Annotated in this window: 19 protein-coding genes and 1 tRNA gene; 1 reads left to right on the top strand and 19 read right to left on the bottom strand. The window is 59.9% G+C overall.

The features are described 5' to 3' along the window. The first annotated feature begins 6 nt into the window (after nucleotides 1-6). Nucleotides 7-480: a flagella synthesis protein FlgN gene (locus DXT88_RS09155; RefSeq protein WP_265212868.1), complete on the top strand. Its 474-nt coding sequence runs from the start codon at nucleotides 7-9 to the stop codon at nucleotides 478-480. Nucleotides 481-534: 54 nt separating this feature from the next. Here the strand turns inward: DXT88_RS09155 and motD are convergent, their stop codons facing one another. From motD to DXT88_RS09060, 19 genes are all read right to left on the bottom strand, one after another. Further along, complete coding sequence (motD, locus tag DXT88_RS09150) at nucleotides 535-1365, bottom strand: flagellar motor protein MotD (protein WP_016833973.1); 831 nt, start codon at nucleotides 1363-1365, stop codon at nucleotides 535-537. 22 nt (nucleotides 1366-1387) lie between these two features. Further along, complete coding sequence (locus DXT88_RS09145) at nucleotides 1388-2134, bottom strand: flagellar motor protein (protein WP_029363378.1); 747 nt, start codon at nucleotides 2132-2134, stop codon at nucleotides 1388-1390. Then, nucleotides 2116-2850: an RNA polymerase sigma factor FliA gene (locus DXT88_RS09140; RefSeq protein ID WP_016833975.1), complete on the bottom strand. Its 735-nt coding sequence runs from the start codon at nucleotides 2848-2850 to the stop codon at nucleotides 2116-2118. Before DXT88_RS09140 ends, DXT88_RS09145 begins: the two co-directional genes overlap by 19 nt. A 55-nt stretch (nucleotides 2851-2905) precedes the next feature. Next, complete coding sequence (locus tag DXT88_RS09135) at nucleotides 2906-3703, bottom strand: MinD/ParA family ATP-binding protein (protein ID WP_016833976.1); 798 nt, start codon at nucleotides 3701-3703, stop codon at nucleotides 2906-2908. Between the two features lie 34 nt (nucleotides 3704-3737). Beyond that, nucleotides 3738-5201 carry a flagellar biosynthesis protein FlhF gene (gene flhF / locus DXT88_RS09130; RefSeq protein ID WP_265212862.1) on the bottom strand — a complete coding sequence of 488 codons (1464 nt, stop codon included), beginning with the start codon at nucleotides 5199-5201 and terminating at the stop codon, nucleotides 3738-3740. Further along, a complete protein-coding gene (gene flhA / locus DXT88_RS09125; protein WP_016833978.1) occupies nucleotides 5198-7288 on the bottom strand; it encodes a flagellar biosynthesis protein FlhA in 2091 nt (696 codons plus the stop codon). Before flhA ends, flhF begins: the two co-directional genes overlap by 4 nt. Further along, entirely contained in the window at nucleotides 7285-8466 is a 1182-nt protein-coding gene (flhB, locus tag DXT88_RS09120) for a flagellar biosynthesis protein FlhB (protein ID WP_016833979.1), read from the bottom strand. Before flhB ends, flhA begins: the two co-directional genes overlap by 4 nt. Nucleotides 8467-8722: 256 nt before the next feature. Then, complete coding sequence (gene cheZ, locus DXT88_RS09115) at nucleotides 8723-9421, bottom strand: protein phosphatase CheZ (RefSeq protein ID WP_407649295.1); 699 nt, start codon at nucleotides 9419-9421, stop codon at nucleotides 8723-8725. Continuing rightward, nucleotides 9375-9770 carry a chemotaxis response regulator CheY gene (cheY, locus tag DXT88_RS09110; protein ID WP_016833981.1) on the bottom strand — a complete coding sequence of 132 codons (396 nt, stop codon included), beginning with the start codon at nucleotides 9768-9770 and terminating at the stop codon, nucleotides 9375-9377. The genes cheZ and cheY overlap by 47 nt, the downstream gene beginning before the upstream one ends. A gap of 119 nt (nucleotides 9771-9889) precedes the next feature. Further along, nucleotides 9890-10969 carry a protein-glutamate methylesterase/protein-glutamine glutaminase gene (locus DXT88_RS09105; RefSeq protein ID WP_265212855.1) on the bottom strand — a complete coding sequence of 360 codons (1080 nt, stop codon included), beginning with the start codon at nucleotides 10967-10969 and terminating at the stop codon, nucleotides 9890-9892. Between the two features lie 80 nt (nucleotides 10970-11049). After that, a complete protein-coding gene (cheD, locus tag DXT88_RS09100; protein WP_016833985.1) occupies nucleotides 11050-11652 on the bottom strand; it encodes a chemoreceptor glutamine deamidase CheD in 603 nt (200 codons plus the stop codon). 3 nt (nucleotides 11653-11655) lie between these two features. Beyond that, nucleotides 11656-12522 carry a CheR family methyltransferase gene (locus DXT88_RS09095; RefSeq protein ID WP_016833986.1) on the bottom strand — a complete coding sequence of 289 codons (867 nt, stop codon included), beginning with the start codon at nucleotides 12520-12522 and terminating at the stop codon, nucleotides 11656-11658. Between the two features lie 105 nt (nucleotides 12523-12627). After that, nucleotides 12628-14316 carry a methyl-accepting chemotaxis protein gene (locus DXT88_RS09090; RefSeq protein WP_265212850.1) on the bottom strand — a complete coding sequence of 563 codons (1689 nt, stop codon included), beginning with the start codon at nucleotides 14314-14316 and terminating at the stop codon, nucleotides 12628-12630. A gap of 359 nt (nucleotides 14317-14675) precedes the next feature. Next, nucleotides 14676-14915: a hypothetical protein gene (locus DXT88_RS09085; RefSeq protein WP_040503839.1), complete on the bottom strand. Its 240-nt coding sequence runs from the start codon at nucleotides 14913-14915 to the stop codon at nucleotides 14676-14678. A 216-nt stretch (nucleotides 14916-15131) separates the two neighbouring features. Continuing rightward, nucleotides 15132-15208 (bottom strand) — tRNA-Pro (locus DXT88_RS09080). A gap of 78 nt (nucleotides 15209-15286) precedes the next feature. Then, entirely contained in the window at nucleotides 15287-15694 is a 408-nt protein-coding gene (locus DXT88_RS09075) for a hypothetical protein (protein ID WP_016836274.1), read from the bottom strand. Between the two features lie 76 nt (nucleotides 15695-15770). Beyond that, nucleotides 15771-16154: a DUF427 domain-containing protein gene (locus DXT88_RS09070; protein ID WP_265212847.1), complete on the bottom strand. Its 384-nt coding sequence runs from the start codon at nucleotides 16152-16154 to the stop codon at nucleotides 15771-15773. A gap of 149 nt (nucleotides 16155-16303) precedes the next feature. Beyond that, nucleotides 16304-17548: an MFS transporter gene (locus DXT88_RS09065; RefSeq protein WP_016836276.1), complete on the bottom strand. Its 1245-nt coding sequence runs from the start codon at nucleotides 17546-17548 to the stop codon at nucleotides 16304-16306. A 272-nt stretch (nucleotides 17549-17820) separates the two neighbouring features. Next, nucleotides 17821-18243: an Rrf2 family transcriptional regulator gene (locus tag DXT88_RS09060; protein WP_040503841.1), complete on the bottom strand. Its 423-nt coding sequence runs from the start codon at nucleotides 18241-18243 to the stop codon at nucleotides 17821-17823. Nucleotides 18244-18255: the final 12 nt, after the last annotated feature.

The raw sequence follows: 18255 nt of genomic DNA, 5'->3' as shown, positions 1-18255 counted from the left end.
AACGCAATGACAAGTAATTCGCTCCTGCCATCTCATACACTCGCTGACGAAAAGCACGTCGCGTCGCGCCTGGTGGCGGCATTGCAGCAAGAGCAGGATTTGCTCAGCGGCAATGGCGATGCTGACAAGATTCCGGAAATCATCAATGACAAGGCCAATATTGTCGCCAACATGGCAACATTGGCTGATCAGCGCCACAAGGCGCTGGCTGCGTTGGGATTCACGGCCGGCGAGAACGGCATGCAATCATGGATCGAACAACACGGTTCGGCCGAAGACAAGCAAGTGTGGGAAGAACTGTTTGCGCTGGCGCAATCCGCGCGCGAACTGAATCGTCTCAATGGCCTGTTGATCGGCAAGCAAATGGCGATCAACCAGAACGCCATGAACATCCTGCAAGGCAAAAGCAACGGCTCCTTCTACGGTCCTGACGGCCAATCGAGCCTGCGCAGCTCGGGCCGACCGCTCGGCATCGGCTGATTTTTCCTCGCACCAGAATTTGAAAAGCCCGTTCGCGAGAACGGGCTTTTTGCTTTATGGCGCCGGCTTGGGATGCACTGGCTGAATGGGCTGAGCGACCTTGCCGCCCTCTTCTGCAAACGGCACCTCGGTGGCCTGTTCCGCCAATCGCGACAGGATCATCACGTCGACGCGACGATTGCGCAACCGTCCTTCAGGCGTATCGTTGGAAGCCACTGCCTGGTTCGATCCATGCCCCACCGCCGTCAGGCGCAGGTCGGCGATGCCCTGGTTGTTGAACAGCCGTGCCACCGTGCTGGCGCGCACCGCCGACAACTCCCAGTTGGAAGGAAACACGCTGGTGTTGATCTGCGTATTGTCGGTGTGGCCCTCGATCTGGATCGCGTGATCGTCGTTCTTCAGCACGCGGGCGATGGCGATCAGGGTTTCTTCCGACTCCCTGCTGACCTTGGCGTCGCCGGGTGCGAACAGGACATTGGCGTTGATCTCGACATTGACGCCGACACTTGTTTGCGTGACCCGCACCTTGCCCTCCTGCACCAGCGGCGCCAGCACTTGCAGGATGTCGCGCGCCATGTCGGTCATGCGCTCTTTTTCACGGCGCAGCGCTTCGTTGCTGCGCGGCTTCTGCAGGGTAATCTTAGGTGCGACGGATTGCTGGGTGCCTTGGCCGCCGGCCTGGACGACAATCGGAGCCGTCGACACCGGCTCCTTGCCGAAGGCGTTGATCAGCGAGTCGGCGAGGATTTTGTACTTGCCTTCATTGACCTGCGAAATGGCATACATGACGACGAAAAAGGCAAACAGCAGCGTGATGAAGTCGGCATAGGAAACCAGCCAGCGCTCGTGGTTCTCATGCTCTTCTTCCCGTTTTTTTCGCGCCATGATGAGTGGATGCCTCAGTAGATCATGTAGTGACGAAATACGACTCTGCGCGCTCCTGGATGACGCGCGGATTGTCGCCGCTGGCGATGCCGAACAAGCTGTCGGCCACCATGTCGCGCCGGTTCACTTCCACTGCAAGCAGTTCCTTGAGCTTGTTGGCCACCGGCAGGAAGAACAGATTGGCCAGGCCGACGCCGTAGATGGTCGCCACGAAAGCCACCGCAATGCCGCCGCCCAGCTTGGCGGGGTCGGATAAATTTTCCATCACGTGGATCAGGCCGAGCACCGCGCCGAGGATGCCGATCGTCGGCGAATAGCCGCCAGCCGCTTCCCATATCTTGAGGGCCTGGCGTTGGCGGGTCTCGTAAGCGGTGGTGTCGACCTCGAGAATGTCGAGCAGCTTGGCCGGTGTGATGCCATCGATCAGCAGGCGCAAACCTTTCTTGACGAAAGGATCGCTGCTGTCGTTCATGTGTTCTTCGAGATGCAGCAAACCTTCGCGCCGCGAGATACCGCTCCAGACCGTGATGTTGTCGATCAGTTTGCGGTGATTGTGAACCGGTGGAGAAAATACCCAGGACAGCAATTTGACGCCATGGACGAAATTGTCGAGCCTGGTTTGCAGCAGCACGGCGCCGATGGTGCCGGCAAAGACAATCAGGAAAGCGGTCGGCTGCAGGATCGAACCGAGATGGCCTCCTTCGAGCAGCAAGCCCAGCAAGATGCCGCCCAACGCCAGCAGTAATCCTCCTACGCTACTCCAGTCCACGCCTGCTCCCTCAAGGTCGAGCGCATGCGGGCGATGGCCTGGCTGTGCAGCTGGCAAACCCGCGATTCCGAGACGCCCATGACGGCGCCGATTTCCTTCAAGTTCATTTCCTGTTCATAGTACAGGCCCATGAGGATTTTTTCACGCTCGGGCAAGGCTTTGATCGAATCGATGACGGCATCGCGGAAACCACCGTTGATCAGGTTCTGCAACGGGTCGTCGGTATCGCGGGTCTGGTAGCGATCGAGGAAATGCTCATGGCCGCCGTCGGCGTCATGGAAGTCTTCGTAGTAGATCAGCTGATGGCCGCCGCATTCGGTCAGCATGTCCTGATATTCCGGCAAGCTCAGTTTGAGCTGCGTGGCGACTTCGGCCTCCTGCGGCGGACGACCGAGTTGCTGCAACAGGACGTGGATGGCTTCTTCGATCTTGCGGGTATTCTGACGGATGCTGCGCGGCAGCCAGTCGCTGCTGCGCAGTTCATCCAGCATGGCGCCGCGAATACGCTGCACGGCATAGGTTTCGAACTGCGCGCCGTGCGTTTCCTCATAGCGATTGACGGCATCAAGCAGACCGATCATGCCTGCCTGAATCAAGTCGTCCACTTCCACGCTGGGCGGAAGCTTTGCCTTCATCTGATGCGCCAGCTTTTTCACAAGCGCCGCATGCAGCTGGAGCAAGTCGTTCTTGGCCGTCTTTCCTTTGACGTTATACATAGAACTCATCTCGTCAATAATGGTGAGTGCGAACGATCATGCAATGCAAGGCGCGTCATACTCCGAGACTTGCACCATCGGTCGCCATACCGTACGTGCCCTTGGTGAGGTTGGATAACGAAAACTGATCGGCCAGGCGCTTGAACGCAAGCGTCGCGCCAGCCAGCGGAAATGCTTCCAGCACGGTGCGGCCCTGCCCCGATGCACGACGGATGTGTTCGTCTGCCGGGATGGAACCCATGAAATGCAATTGCGCCGCCAGGTAACGATTGGCGGCCTGCGCCATGTTGGCGTACACCATCTGCGCTTCCGCGTCCGAGCCGCCGCTCACGAGCAGGTTGAAAGGACGGCGGCCGAGCTTGTCGCTGAGGCCCTTGAGCAAAACGTACGCCGCCTTGATCGAGGTCGGGCTGGTCGACATGTGCACCACGATCTCGCCCATTTCCATGGCCGGCACCGGCAGCAGCTCGTCGTCGTTCAGTTCGCCGTTGATGAGCGTGATGTCGGATTCTTCCGTCAGGCCGTCGAAAATTTGCGCCAGCCGCGAGGCTTGCGGATGGGTCGAAGCCGATACATTCTTGCGCGACAGGCGCGCCAGCGCAAAACCTTCCGGCACCATGCGCACCGCTTCATCCAGATGCCGCTCCTGACGCGCGACGTCGAGCAGTGTCGCCACGGCGATACCGCCGAAACGCGACAAGATCACCGAGGGCGTCATGCAAGCGTCGACCAACAATGCGTTGTGGTCAGCGGCGGCAAGAGAGGCTGCCAGATTGATCAGCATCGCGCCTTTTTCGTCGTCGGGAAGAACCGAGAAGAAAGTGAACACGCGCGGCGTCGGACGCTCCAGCATCCGTCGCAGTCCTTCCGCTTGATCAACGTCATAGCTAGCCAAGGATCACCTCCCGCAGGCTTTTGTCATTCATGGCCGTGGCCGTCGGTCCGACTACCACCGGCAACTCGGCATCCTGGAACTCGAACGGCGCAGTTTCACGCTTCAGTTTAAAGGCGCGGTCAGCCAGATACAACCTGTTGGCAACATGCAAATCTTCCGGCACGCGCTGACCGTTCGCGACGTAATACAGATTCAGTTTTTGACGGATGACAACATCGAGCACGTTGCCGATGGTTGCCGCTTCGTCGAGCTTGGTAATGATGCAACCTGCCAGGCCATCGCCGGAATAGGCGCTTACCACTTCATTGAGCGTGCCGCCGGTCGCCGTTGCATTGAGGCACAACAGGCGTTTGATGTCGGTGCCTGCGCCCGACAGCATGGCGGCCTGTTCGGCTACCATCTGGTCGCGCTGGCCCATGCCGGCGGTATCGATCAGGACAGTATGTTTGCCGCGCAGTTCGTCGAGTGCGATACGCAAATCGGATTCATCTTTGACCGAATGCACCATCACGCCGAGAATCTTGCCGTAAATGCGCAGTTGCTCGTAGCCGCCGATACGATAGCCGTCGGTGGTGATCAGCGCCAGCTTGCCGGGGCCGTGACGCATCACGCAACGCGCCGCCAGTTTCGCGGTCGTGGTCGTTTTGCCAACGCCGGTAGGACCGACCAATGCATAGACGCCGCCTTCCTCCAGCAACTCGTTTTCGTTGGCCATGGTCATCAGATTCTTGGCCAGCACCGACTTGACCCAGAACATGGCGTCTTGCGATTTCGGGCTTTGCGGCAGGTTCTCGGTGATCAGGCGCGACAGGCTGGCGCTGAAACCGGCGGCCAGCATTTCACGCATGATCGCGGCCTTGGCCGGCTCGCGCTTTTGCGTGCCGCCCCAGGAGATTTCCGCCAGTTGAGTTTCCAGTACGCCGCGCATGGAGCGAATTTCGCTCATGACGTCGGACAGGATTTCGTCGTAATCCTTGCCGTCGAATTCAGCCATGACGCCGGCCTGCTGCGGACGCGCTGCAGCTGCAGAGGCGGCAGCTGCCTTCGGGCCGGCAGCGACTTGCGCCGGCGTCAGCGCTTGTGCCTGCTGTTCCTTGGCGCTGGCGCGTGCGGCATTGCGGGTGCGCCAGACGCGGGCGTCGGCTTGCGCCGTATTGTGTTCGACCGGCATTGATGCGCCGGGGCTCTGCGCTTGCTGTTCGACGCGTGTGCGCGGCACGGCAGCCTGCAGCGACTGTTGCGGCGCAGGCGGTCGGCGCACGGCCGGACGCGGCACGGCGTCCTTGGACATGGCCGGCACCACCAGCGACGACATGTCTTCGTTGGCCATGGCCAGGATCTCGACACCGTCGTCGATATTCCGGTTGGAGAGAATGACGGCGTCAGGTCCCAGCGCTTCGCGCACCTGGCGCCATGCGTCTCGCGACGAACCTGCAATAAATTTTTTGACGTTCATGCTTGCCCTCCAACTAGGCTGGTAACTTTAATCGTTTTCGAATCAGGAACTTCAGCGTGTGAAAGCACCCGGAGTTGAGGCATTGCGCGTCGCAAGAAGCGCGCCAGCAATGCCCGCAAAGGACCCGGGACCAACAATACCGGGGTTAAACCCAACTGCTCTTGATGACGTGCTGCGTTTTCTGTTTGGGTAATCAGTGTATCGGCCAGACCAGGCTCGATGCCGCCGCCCTCCGGTCCGCTTGCCTGCATCGCCTGCATCAGCAGACGTTCCAGCTTGTTGTCCAGCGTCATGACCGACAGCTCGCTCTCGGTCGGGAAAATCTGCTGCACGATCGCGCGGCCCAGGGCAATGCGCACGATGGCGGTCAGTTCGTTCGGCTCCTGCACGCGCGGCGCATGCTCGGCCAGGGTTTCGATAATAGTCCGCATATCGCGGATATGCACGCCTTCGATGAGCAGGTTTTGCAACACTTTCTGAACCGTGCCCAGCGGCAATGCCTTCGGCACCAGATCCTCGACCAGCTTCGGCGCGTCCTTGCCGATGTGATCGAGCAATTGCTGCACTTCCTGACGACCCAGCAATTCGGCCGCGTGGACGGTGATCAAATGATTGAGGTGAGTAGCGATGACGGTGCCGGTATCGACCACGGTGTAACCCATGGTCTGCGCCATTTCGCGCATGTTGCTTTCGATCCAGACCGCCGGCAGGCCGAACGCAGGGTCGGTGGTCATCAGGCCCGGCAGCGGGCCGGTGACCATGCCCGGATTGATCGCCAGGAACTGGCCGAAAGTGGCCTCTCCCTTGCCGATTTCCACGCCCTTCAAGGCGATGCGATAGGCCGACGGTTTGAGTTCGAGGTTGTCGCGAATATGGACCGGCGGCGACAGGAAACCGACTTCCTGCGCGAATTTCTTGCGAATGCCCTTGATCCGGCGCAGCAGTTCACCGCCCTGCCCTTTATCCACCAGCGGGATCAGACGATAGCCGACTTCCAGGCCAAGGGTGTCAACCGGCAGGATATCCTGCCAGGTGGCTTCTTCGATTTCCTGCGGCGTCGTGACCGGCGCCGGCAATTCGGCGATCGCACCGGCCTGTTCCTTGCGCTTGTTCACGGAGTAACCCGCAGCAGCCAACAGAGCGGCGATGATGATGAAGGCGATGTGCGGCATGCCCGGGATCATGCCCATGCCGCCGATGATGATCGCGGTCAGGTACAGGACTTCCGCCTTGGCGAACAACTGGTTGATCAGCTGGCCGCCGACGTCCTGGTCATTGGCCACGCGCGAGACCACCACACCGGCGGCGGTCGAGATGATCAACGAAGGAATCTGTGCGACCAGGCCGTCACCGATGGCCAGCAGCGTGTAGTTCTTCAACGCCATGTCGAAGGCGAGGTCATGCTGGACCATACCGACCACGAGACCGCCGACGATGTTGACCACGGTCACGATGATGCCGGCCACGGCGTCGCCGCGCACATACTTGCTGGCGCCGTCCATGGCGCCATAGAATTCGGCTTCTTGCGCCACTTCCTTGCGGCGTGCGCGGGCTTCCGGCTCGCCGATCATGCCGGCGTTGAGATCGGCGTCGATCGCCATCTGCTTGCCGGGCATCGCATCCAGGGTGAAGCGCGCGCCCACTTCGGCGATACGGCCGGCACCCTTGGTGACGACGGTGAAGTTGATGATCGTCAGGATGATGAAGACGACGATACCGACGGTGTAGTTGCCGCCGATCAGGAAGTGGCCGAAGGCCTCAATCACTTTACCTGCCGCGTCGGGACCGGTATGGCCTTCGGTCAGCACCACGCGCGTGGAAGCGACGTTGAGCGACAGGCGCAGCATGGTGCTCACCAGCAGCACCGCCGGGAACGCCACGAAGTCGAGCGGCTTGACGGTGTACAGCGCGGTCAGCAGCACGATCACCGACAGCGAAATATTGAAGCTGAACAGAATGTCGAGCGCAAACGCCGGCAGCGGCAGCACCATCATCGCCAGCATCATGACGATCAGGATCGGCGCCGTGAGCGCCTTCGCATGCTTGATCGGCACCCAGGCCGGCAGTTTCATGCTGTTGATGTTCATTGTGCGGCCCTAGCTTGTGCGGCAGCCATGGCGGCCTTGCGTTTGTACAGTGGATCGTCCAGTTCCTTCGGCACCTCAAGGTCGCTCGGCTGCTCTGGACGGACGCCGCCATTGCTGTTGTAGGTGCGCAGTTGGAAGATATAGGCGAGGACTTCGGCGACCGCGGTGTAAAGCGATTCCGGAATCTCGTCGCCGATTTCAGTGTGGTAGTGCAACGCACGCGCCAACGGCGGCGCTTCGAGGATCGGTACGTTGTTTTCTGCGGCGATCTTGCGGATGTTGGCTGCCACCGCTTCGGTGCCCTTGGCCACCACCTGCGGCGCCGACATACCGCCCTCGCTGTATTTCAGCGCCACGGCAAAGTGAGTCGGGTTGGTCACCACCACGTCCGCGGTCGGCACTGCCGACATCATGCGGCGACGCGCAGCGGCACGTTGCAGGGCGCGGATCTTGCCCTTGATCAGCGGATCGCCGTCGGATTCCTTGTGCTCCTGCTTGACTTCCTGGCGCGACATCTTGAGCTTGCGAGTGTAGTTCCACAACTGGTACGGCACGTCGATCACGGCAATTCCAATCAAGGCGCAGACCATCATGATGAAACAGGTCCACAGCAGATTCGGCATGTGGCTGCTGGCCACCTTGAGCGGTTCGACGCTCAGGTTGAGCACGGCGTCGAGATGGCTGCGCATCGCATACCACGCGATGACGCCGACCAGTACGCTCTTCAGGATGCCCTTGCCCAACTCGACCAGCGAATTGAGCGAGAACAGATTCATGATGCCTTTGATGGGATTGAGGCGATCGAACTTGGGCTCCAGCGAGCTACCGTTGAACAGCCAGCCGCCCAGGATCAGCGGCGAAGCCACAGCCGCCAGCGTCATCAGAAAGGCGATGGGAATGCAGGCGATCGCCACTTCCATGAAGTGGCCACTCATGCGTTCGAACAGCAAGGCAGGATCGAAGGCCATTTCGCGCTCGAAGGTCATGGTCGACACCATGAGGCGATTGAGGCTGGTCACGAGCGGACCGGTGAACATCCACAGGGTGCTGCCGCCGATCAGCAACATGACGCACGTCGCCATCTCGCGCGAGCGCGGCACGTCGCCTTGCTCACGCGCTTTTTCAATGCGTTTGCTCGTGGGCTGTTCGGTCCGTTCTTGATCGCTATCTTCGGCCACTGCCGTTCCCCTGTATTGCTTCTTTCCGCTTTGAAGGCGGAATTTTGAGACTCTCAGGCAGAATTATTGGCGAGGGAAGCCTCGAATCATCACGGGAATAAGGGGCGAAACGCCCCGTATTTCGGGGCAGGGGAAGCGCGCCATATCTGCCTTCAGAGGGTGAAGGCAGACAGGACGGCGGTTTGCGGTGCTGTCAGGCGGTCGCAAAAACCACACGCAGCAATACTACGAGCAGGCAAATTGCCGTTAAAACAACTTAAAAGCCCAGACTTTCCAGTAAATCGTCAACCTGGCTCTGGTTGGCGATCACGTTGTGACCGGTCGGATTGATCTGCGGACCGTTCAACAGGCCGCTATCTTCACGCTTGGCTTCCGGCGGCGAATAATCAACCAGCAACTGCACCAGTTGGCTTTCGATGTCGTGGGCCACCTCGGTAACGCGCTTGATCACCTGCCCGGTCAAGTCCTGGAAGTCCTGCGCCATCATGATGTCGAGCAGTTGCTGCTTGGTCAGGCTGACGTTTTCACGTGTTGCACCGAGGTAAGCCTGCGTCTTTTCCGCCAGAGCGCGGTAATCGCTCTCGGAAAACGGCGCATCGGTGACGGCCTTCCACTCGGCAGCCAACGTGCCCGCACCGTCGCCGATGGCATCCTGCATCGGACCAGCGGTTTCGGTCGCGGTCAGCACGCGCTGAGCGGCCTTCTCGGTCATCATCGCCACGTATTCGAGGCGGTCCCGCGCGTCCGGCATGTCGCTGGCAGCTTTTTCCAGCAAACGGTCAAAACCGAGCCCGCGCAGGTTGTCATGCAAGCTGCGCGTCATGTGGCCGATACGCGCGAGGAACTGGTCCTGCTGCTCGGCTACCGGCGCGTCCGGCGGCACTGCTTCCTGGGATGCGGTATCCACGTTAGCCTCCGGCCTCCAGCTTTTCGAAGATCTTGCCGAGCTTTTCATCCAGCGTTGCGGCCGTGAACGGCTTGACCACGTAACCATTGGCGCCGGCTTGCGCGGCGGCAACGATGTTTTCCTTCTTGGCTTCGGCGGTCACCATCAGAACCGGCAACTTTGCCAGCGCCGGATCCTTGCGGATTTCCTGGAGCATGGTCAGACCGTCCATATTCGGCATGTTCCAGTCCGACACCACGAAATCGAACGTGTCGCTGCGCAGTTTCTGCAAACCCTGCACGCCGTCTTCGGCTTCGTCCACATTGGTGTAACCGAGCTCTTTGAGCAGGTTACGGACAATGCGGCGCATCGTGGAGAAATCGTCTACAACGAGAAACTTGGTATTTGGGCCTGCCATGATTTTTACTCCATTGATTCGAAACTATTGTTGACGATAACGACACTAATTCGACAAAACTTAAGGCCCCACAGCGAGCAATCGATCCAAAATTTCCGGATGGCTGAATGGTACTCGAACTACACCCGCAATGCACGACTGCCGTGTTCGGCCAGGTAACTCAACACCCGGCCCGGCATGGCTTGCAGCGCCAGCACTTCATGCGCCCCACCCACGGCAATCGCTTCGCGCGGCATGCCGAAGACCACGCACGACGCCTCGTCCTGCGCAAAATTGTAAGCGCCGGCATTGCGCATTTCGAGCATGCCCAGCGCGCCGTCCTTACCCATCCCGGTCAGGATCACGCCCACCGCGTTCTTGCCGGCGCAGGCCGCCGCCGAATTGAACAGCACGTCGACCGATGGCCGATGGCGATTGACCGGCGGCCCCTGGTCGAGCTGCGTCATGTAATTGGCGCCGCTGCGCACCAGCTTGAGATGCGAATGGCCCGGTGCGATATAGGCGTGGCCCGGCAGGACGCGCTCGTTGCCGGCGGCTTCCTTGACCGAAATCTTGCACAGGTTGTCGAGGCGCTGGGCGAACGAGCGCGTGAAGCCTTCCGGCATGTGCTGGGTAATCAGGATGCCGGGACAATCGGACGGCATGCGGATGAGGAATTCCTTGATCGCTTCGGTGCCGCCGGTGGAGGCGCCGATGATGATCAGTTTTTCGCTCGACAACAGAGGATTGCGCATCTGCGGCAACGGTCCGTCGCCGCTCGCCTTGGGCGCATCCGGATGGGGAATCGTGCGTGGACGGATACTGGCCTTGGATGCCGCGCGAATCTTGTCGGCGATCATCTCGGTGTATTCCTGCATGCCGCTCTGGATCGAGATCTTCGGCTTGGTGACGAAGTCGACCGCGCCCAGTTCCAGCGCGCGCAGCGTGATTTCCGAGCCGCGTTCGGTCAGCGACGACACCATCACCACCGGCATCGGTCGCAGGCGCATCAGTTTCTCGAGGAAATCGAGGCCGTCCATGCGCGGCATTTCCACGTCCAGCGTGAGGACGTCGGGATTGGTCTGCTTGATCAGATCGCGCGCGATGATGGGATCGGGGGCAACGCCCACGACTTCCATGTCAGGTTGGCTGCCGATGATCTCTTTCATGACGCTGCGGATCAATGCCGAGTCGTCGACGATCAATACTTTAATTTTCATACGATGCGTACTTTCCTGAAACTGGCCCTTGCGGTCTTCGCACGGGGCCGACAAAACCTTCTCTGCCGACTCAACCGACCTTAAAACAGATCGACTGCGCCACCCACCGGCTTGGCGACCAGCTTGCTGGCGTAATCCTGTTCGCGATTCACCAGTGTGTTGTTATGCAATTGTTTGAGCTTCTTGACCAGCACCTTGCCGGTGCGGGGGAAGAAATATACCTTACGCGGCCAGATATCGTTCAGATCTTCCGCCGTCACGCGGATATTTTCCGCCTTCAGGTAGTCGCGTACGAATTGCGCGTTGCGTTCGCCGACGTTGATGGCGATGAAGCCGCGCAGCACGTTGCCGCCGCCGAACACCTTGGCCTCCAGGTTCTCGCGCCGGGCGCCGGCCTTGAGCACGTCATTGATCAGAATTTCCATGGCGTAAGTGCCGTAGCGCATCGATGCCGAAATCGGGCTGTCGCCGTCGCCGCTGTCGGGCAGCATGAAGTGATTCATGCCGCCGATGCCGGTGACGCGGTCGCGGATGCAGGCCGACACGCACGAGCCCAGCACCGTGACGATCATCATGTCCTTGTGCGTGAAATAGTATTCGCCCGGCAATATCTTGGCTGCGTCGCAATCGAAGGTGCGGTCGTAGTAGACGTTGGAAGCGAATTGGTCCTGACCTTGGCTCATGGCTTATTTCCCCGCCTTGCGTTGCGTTGCTGCACCGAGCTCGTAGACCGTTTTTCCCTTGAGCTTCAAGGCATCGGAAACATACAGGAAGTTTTCGGAATGGCCGGCGAACAACAGCGCATGCGGCTTCATCAGCGGCACGAAGCGCGACAGGATCTTGCTCTGGGTCGGCTTGTCGAAATAAATCATCACGTTACGGCAAAAGATGACGTCGAACTGCCCGGTCACAGGCCAACTGTCGCCCAGCAAATTCAGTTGTTTGAAGGTCACCAGCTTGCGTAATTCAGGACGCACCCGGACGTAACCCTCCTGGTTACCCTTGCCGCGCAGGAAGAATTTCTTGATGCGCTCGGGCGACAGCTTGTCGATGCGCTCAATCGGATAGACGCCATTGGCGCCGGTGGCCAGCACGTTGGTGTCAATGTCGGTGGCGATGATCTGCGCCGGCGGCGTCAGCGTGCCGTAGGCTTCACACAGCGTCATGGCGATGGTGTAGGGCTCTTCGCCGGTGGAGGCGGCCGAGCACCAGACCGTGGCAGGCTCTTTAAGCGTCTTGACGAAATCGGCGAGGATCGGGAAGTGATGCGACTCGCGGAAGAACGACGTCAGATTGGTGGTCAGCGCATTGGTGAATGCCTCCCACTCGTCGGTGTCGCCGCCGCGTTCCAGCAGGTCCAGGTATTGCACGAAGGAAGCGATGCCGGTCGCGCGCAGGCGCCGCGCCAGGCGGCTATAGACCATTTCCTGCTTGCTTTCGGCCAACGCAATGCCGGCGCGCTTATAGATAAGATCCCGCACCCTGTCAAAATCGCGATTGGTAAAATCGAATTCTTTGACAGAATCGAGCTTATTCTGCGGAGCAGGTTTCAAGTTGATGTTCCTTTTCTAATCCGGACCTATCGCATTCTCAGCATTCTCGATAGGTTACCCCCGTTGTCGAATAGTCTATCAACCTGCCCTGCCCGGTCAAGCTGTTCAAGCCGAGATCTGGCGCACCAATCCCTTGCTGTTCTCGGTCTTGACCGTTTGCTTAAGCTGCTTTGCTGACGCCGGCGACGTTGCGGCGACCGCCTGAACCGGCGCCGCCTCCTGAGCCTGGCTGGAACGATAGCCGACGCGGAAGCCTCCCCAATGTTTGCCGTTCACATAAATCGGCACCGAAAGATCGTGCATGACTTCGCCGGTATCGCGTTTATAAGTCTGCAGCAGGAACGGCTTTGTATTCGCCCCGCAACGCTTTCCGGTGCGATCGCTGAAGATGCGCTTGGTACGGTTGTTGACCAGGTCGGTATCGTAATCGCCGGTCAGCGGCTTGGAAAATTTTTTGTTGTGCGTGGGGAAATAGCCGTTGTTGTCCACCGCGCCGGCATACGCCAGCTGCGGCATGGACTCGAGAATGGCTTCCTGCACGTCCGGCAGGACACGGTCGGTGAAAGCGTCGAATTGCGTCGTGTGCTTGGGTGGATTGGTGTTGGGCAGCGGTTTATAGGTGCGGTCGAACAGGGCCGCCTCGCTGATCCGGCCGGCGCCGATGGCTTCCTCGAACAGCTTGCCGATGCGCTTGGCCGCAGCGGTCGCGACTTTCTGGATGTCGTCGTGCTGGGTCTTGGCGTTGCTCGCGGCGATGGCGTCATAGACCAGTTCGGCGCGTTCCGACAAGGCCATGGCCGACGCCGCCACGCGCGGCAACTCGATGTCGGTCGCCAGCATGCCGTCACGAATTTTGAGGATGGCTTCGGCGATGCGATGAGTGGTCTCGACATGCTCGCGGGAAGCGCGTGCGATCTGTTGGATCTCCTCTTCCGAAATCCCGGCGGAACGTTCGATGTTGCCGAGGAAACCATGCACACGTTCAACGTTCTGCGACGCTTCCAGCACCTTGGCGCTGAGAGACTGCATGCCGCCGGAAGCGCGCTCGGCCTCTTCGGTGATCGAGCGCACCATGGCGCCGATGTCGTCTGTCGCTTCCTTGGTGCGCTGGGCCAGTTGCCGCACTTCTCCCGCCACCACCGCAAATCCGCGACCGTGTTCGCCGGCGCGCGCTGCTTCGATGGCAGCGTTGAGCGCCAGCAGGTTGGTGCGCGCGGCGATCTCGCTGATGACCTCAGTAATGCCGTGGATGCGCTTGGACTTGTCCTGCAGCGCCGACATCATTGCCGACGCGTTCTGAGCATCGCTACGCGCCTTGCCGATCTGCTCCAGCCCGAGGTCCACTTCGGCGCGGCCGGCCACGCTTTCGGCGCGCGCGTCGGCGGCCACTTTGGAAGCGCGCTCGGCATTGGCGGCGATCTGTTCGGTGGTGCTGGCGTTCTGCTCCGAACCGGTGACGATGCCGTTGGCGGCCTGCACATCCTGCGCGATCTTGTTCTTGATGGAGTCGACGAAATAGGAGGTCTCGGCGGCGCCGATCATGATGTGGTCGATCTCGCTGCCGATCTTGTCGACGAAGCCGCTGCCTTGTTCTGATTCGCCGCGTCGCGTCAGGCGCGACAGGATCACCGCCGCCGCCGTCGCAATCACTGCCAGCCACAAGGGCGACAACGATACCGGCAGCGCCAACGCGCCGAGACCGGCGAAGATGCCGGCGCCGACGGCAATGGGAACAACGACTTGAATCAGCACGTCCAGCGAGCGCGACAGCGCCCTGCTTTTCCTCTCGAACATACAGCAGTCTCCTCACGAGTTGCCGTCATGCCTGGTCTTGGTCTGATTGGCATGTACGGATGTCATCCGAACAACTTTTATCAGGAAGAAAAACTGACTACGCTGCGCCGTCCGCTATCCATTGTTCTGATTCGAGCAAAATCGGCGCGCAGCCTTCCCCTATTTTTGGCCAGCTTACAAGGGATAACTTACGCGTAACTTATACGGAACCGTTTGATGGGATTCTCGCGGGACAGCGCTCAGAGAATGTATACCGCTGCGGCCATACCCGCAGGTAGGCACGAAAAATATCGTTCGAGGGAATAAGAAAAGGTCGTCGCCGCCCGCCGGTCATGCCGGGGGCGGGATAATGCAGATGATTACTTGGGGCGAACGCTGATGTGCTCATCCAGCTCGCGCTGGGCAAGTTCAAGCGATTTGAGCGCCGCCTGCCAGGGTTCATAGTCGGCCATCGTCAACCACTCGGCGCCCGGATTTTTCTTCCACTCTTCCAGCTTCGCATTCAACAGTTCGTACTCGCAAAGCTGCGCTTCCAGCAAGGCCTCAATCTGCAGCCGCAGTTCATCGGCGCGCAATTTCCATGCATCAGGTGTATCCATGTCGATCTCCATAAAGTCGCAGAATCCTAGCATGAAAGCTTCTCGCTCCGATGCTGTCGGCGCGATACGGCGTTGCGACGCAACGTTGCTCGCTCTGCCGGCGCGCCATTCGGGTCGCCTGCTTTTCTGACCGCCCACAGCAAAACAGCACTGAGCCGGCGACGCCGATTCAGTGCTGTTTTTCCTTCCGGATTGCTCCGCAAGGTTTGATTCCATTGGTCGGGACGGAGTGATTCGAACACTCGACCCCTTGCACCCCATGCAAGTACGCTACCAGGCTGCGCTACGCCCCGACGAGCCGACAATTATAGCAGAGTGGGATTTGTTTTGTCTCTGCCAACATTCATCGCGGCGATTTCCCTTGCCTCTGCTTACAGCGACACCGCCGTGGCTTGATCCTTGTCATCCTTGTTTTTCTTGTCTTGCGGGCCCGGCTCCGTGATCGCCAGATTCTGTGCACGCAGCTTGTCGCGGATCAGGCGGAACGCGTCGACGTCGAGCATCGGCGAGGCACTGGGCTGGCGCTTCCTGGCTTTCCTGCCGTCCGGGCTAACCGGCACAGGGATTTGACTGGAGTTCGCAGAGATTTGGGCGAGCTGGTTGTTTTCTTCGATCAGCCTCAATGCGGCAGCGGAGAGCGTGATCTTGTCGAGCTGCGCAGATGGTGCAGCTGATCCAGCGGTGGCGCCCGGGACAACCGCGGTGCTTCCAGTTTTGGTTTCTGCCGCGTTGTCCGCATACGCCGATTGCGGCAAATTGCCGTTTACGCCGATCAACATGAACTTGCTCCCGCTGATTATTATGATCCTCAGGTAACGACCTCCGTCGCGACATCTTTAATGCCTGCCCGAGCAACTAGGCGACGTCGCGCACCTCAAGCGCATCGACGCGATCCGGGTAGAAAGCGACATGGCCCTTGATCGCCGCCACCGCATCATACGGCTCCTCGTAACTCCAGACCGCGTTGACCGAGCGATCAGCGCCCAGCGGGATGCTGTAGTAGGAGCATTCGCCCTTGTAAGGACAGTAGGTCTGGTGATCGGTCCGTTCAAGGAGACTGAAGTCGACGTCTGCACGCGGGATGTAATACACCGCCGGATAACTCGCCTCCTTCAGCGCCAGCGCGGCGCGCGTGTCGGCAATGGTGCGGCCGGCCAGCGAGACGACGACGCGCGCCGCGGTCGGCGTGATGGTAATGGGATGATCAGGTCCGGGAACCTTGACGGGTCGCATGCTCATGGAATGACTCCTTACTGGAACGACAATACGGTCAATATGACCGCACATCATGATGATGTGAAAGGCGCTGCGGCGACTAGTTCCGCGTTCGGCGTGACGACTTCACCAATGAAAAAAGCCCGTGCGTTTCAGCGCATGGGCTTTCGTTGCTACTTGCTTAATATTTCATCAAGCTTCTTGTTGCCCATGCCGAAGCTGGCAATCGCAATCAGGCCCAGCAGGCCCAGTGCGCTGCCCAGCCACAGGGTGGATGGAATGCCCACGGCATCCACCACCACACCGCCGACGAAGGAACCGACGGCGATGGCGACCTGCACGATGCTGACGAACAACGCCGAACCGGCTTCAGGCAAATCCGGCGACGACAGTTGCAGCCAGATGCTCAGGCACAGCGGGATCGCGCCGAAAGCCACGCCCCAGGCGATCACCATCGCGGTCACGCCGAGTTGCGACGCATGCACCAGCGGCATGGCGAACAGAGCCAGCATCAGCAACACCACCACGGAGAACAACGATGCCTGCAAGTGGCGCGTGACAAAGGCCGAAATCACCAGGTTCGACACGAAGCCGACGAAGCCGAACGCCAGCAGCACCGAAGTGATCAGCGTCAGGCTGAAACCGTTCTGGCCGAGGAAAGGCGCGATATAGGTGTACGACGAAAAATGCGCGCCGAACACCAATGCCACCATCAGCAAGCTCTTGCGTGGATTGCGACGGCTCACCAGCGTGGTCAGATCGCGGAAGCGGATTGCCGCCTTGGATGGCAGCGACGGCAACAGCAAGGTTTGCGCCGCCAGTGCCAGCGCGGCCAGGATGCCGGTCGCGATGAACGAAGCGCGCCACGACGACAAGCCGCTGATGAAGGTACCCAGCGGCACGCCGATCACGGTCGCGAACGTCACGCCGCTGAGGATCATCGCCGTCGCCTTGGCTGCATGCTCCTGGCGCACCAGACGGCCGGCAGTCGCCAGCGCCAATGTCCAGAAACCGCCCAGCGCTGCGCCCAGCAGTGCACGGCCGAGCAGCATCACGCCGAACGACGGTGCAAACGCCGATACCAGGTTCGATGCCAGCAACAGCACCGACAGCATCAGCAAGATGAAACGGCGGTTGATGCGCCCTGCTCCGAGCATCAGGCCCGGCGCCGAAATGGCGGCGACCACGCCGGGCGTCGTCACCATCAGGCCGGCGGTGCCCGGCGATACGCCGAGATCATGCGCGATCTGCGGCAACAGGCCGACCGGCAAAAACTCGGTCGTCACAAACGCAAAGGCGCCGGTCGCCACTGCGACCACCGACAACCACGAACGCAAAGGCGAGGCCGCGTTTTCCGCCGCGCTGAGCGGGTCGTGTGCGACACCGGGCGCGTTATTTACCGCGATATTCTTTTCCATTGAAAACTCCTGAATCTGTTTGGCCCTGCGCTACCCCGCGCGTTGGACCGATTGTGTGTGATGTCTTGCGTGTTTCGTCGCCCGTCTTGCAGATGCCCGCCGTTCAAACTGTCTTATTTTTAATGACAGTTTTGAAATAAAAATGAGGACCGTTGACCGATCCTCCTTTTTCGAACATCCCTGTATGTGGCTCTTCGCCTTATCTATGTGCAAGGCCTGATTGTCAACCAATCGGCCTTGTCGTGAATTTCATTGCTGATCCGGCCGGCTTGCTAGTCGCAGATCGTGCTGACCAGCTCGGACAGTTTCCTGCCTTTCAATACTTTCAACATCGCGCCTTCGACTTCGGAAATCACCGGATCCAGCGCCATGTCCATGCCGCAACTGACGCGGCAACAAGGATCCTTGGGCCGGGTATTGTGCTTGAGCACCGGCTCTTCTTCCACCGCCTGGTAGATTTCCGCCAGGTTGATTTGCGAGGCCGGCCGCGCCAACTGCGCGCCGCCGCCCTTGCCTTCCTTGGTCACGACTAGATGCGCCTTCGACAACTTGCGCAGCAATTCGCGTACAAACACCGGATTGGTGTTGACGCTGGTCGCGATGGCGGCAGAGGACAAGAACGCTTCTCCTCCCCGGGTCGCGTGCTCCACGCTGACCAATATGTGTGCCGCCACGGCAAATCGACTCGACTTCATACTGTATTTATA

It is taken from the genome of Herbaspirillum lusitanum, assembly GCF_026127345.1.
Classification (GTDB): Bacteria; Pseudomonadota; Gammaproteobacteria; order Burkholderiales; family Burkholderiaceae_D; genus Herbaspirillum; species Herbaspirillum lusitanum.
The sequence above is the reverse complement of the archived record's forward strand: the minus strand, read 5'-3'. Positions and strand labels throughout refer to the sequence as shown.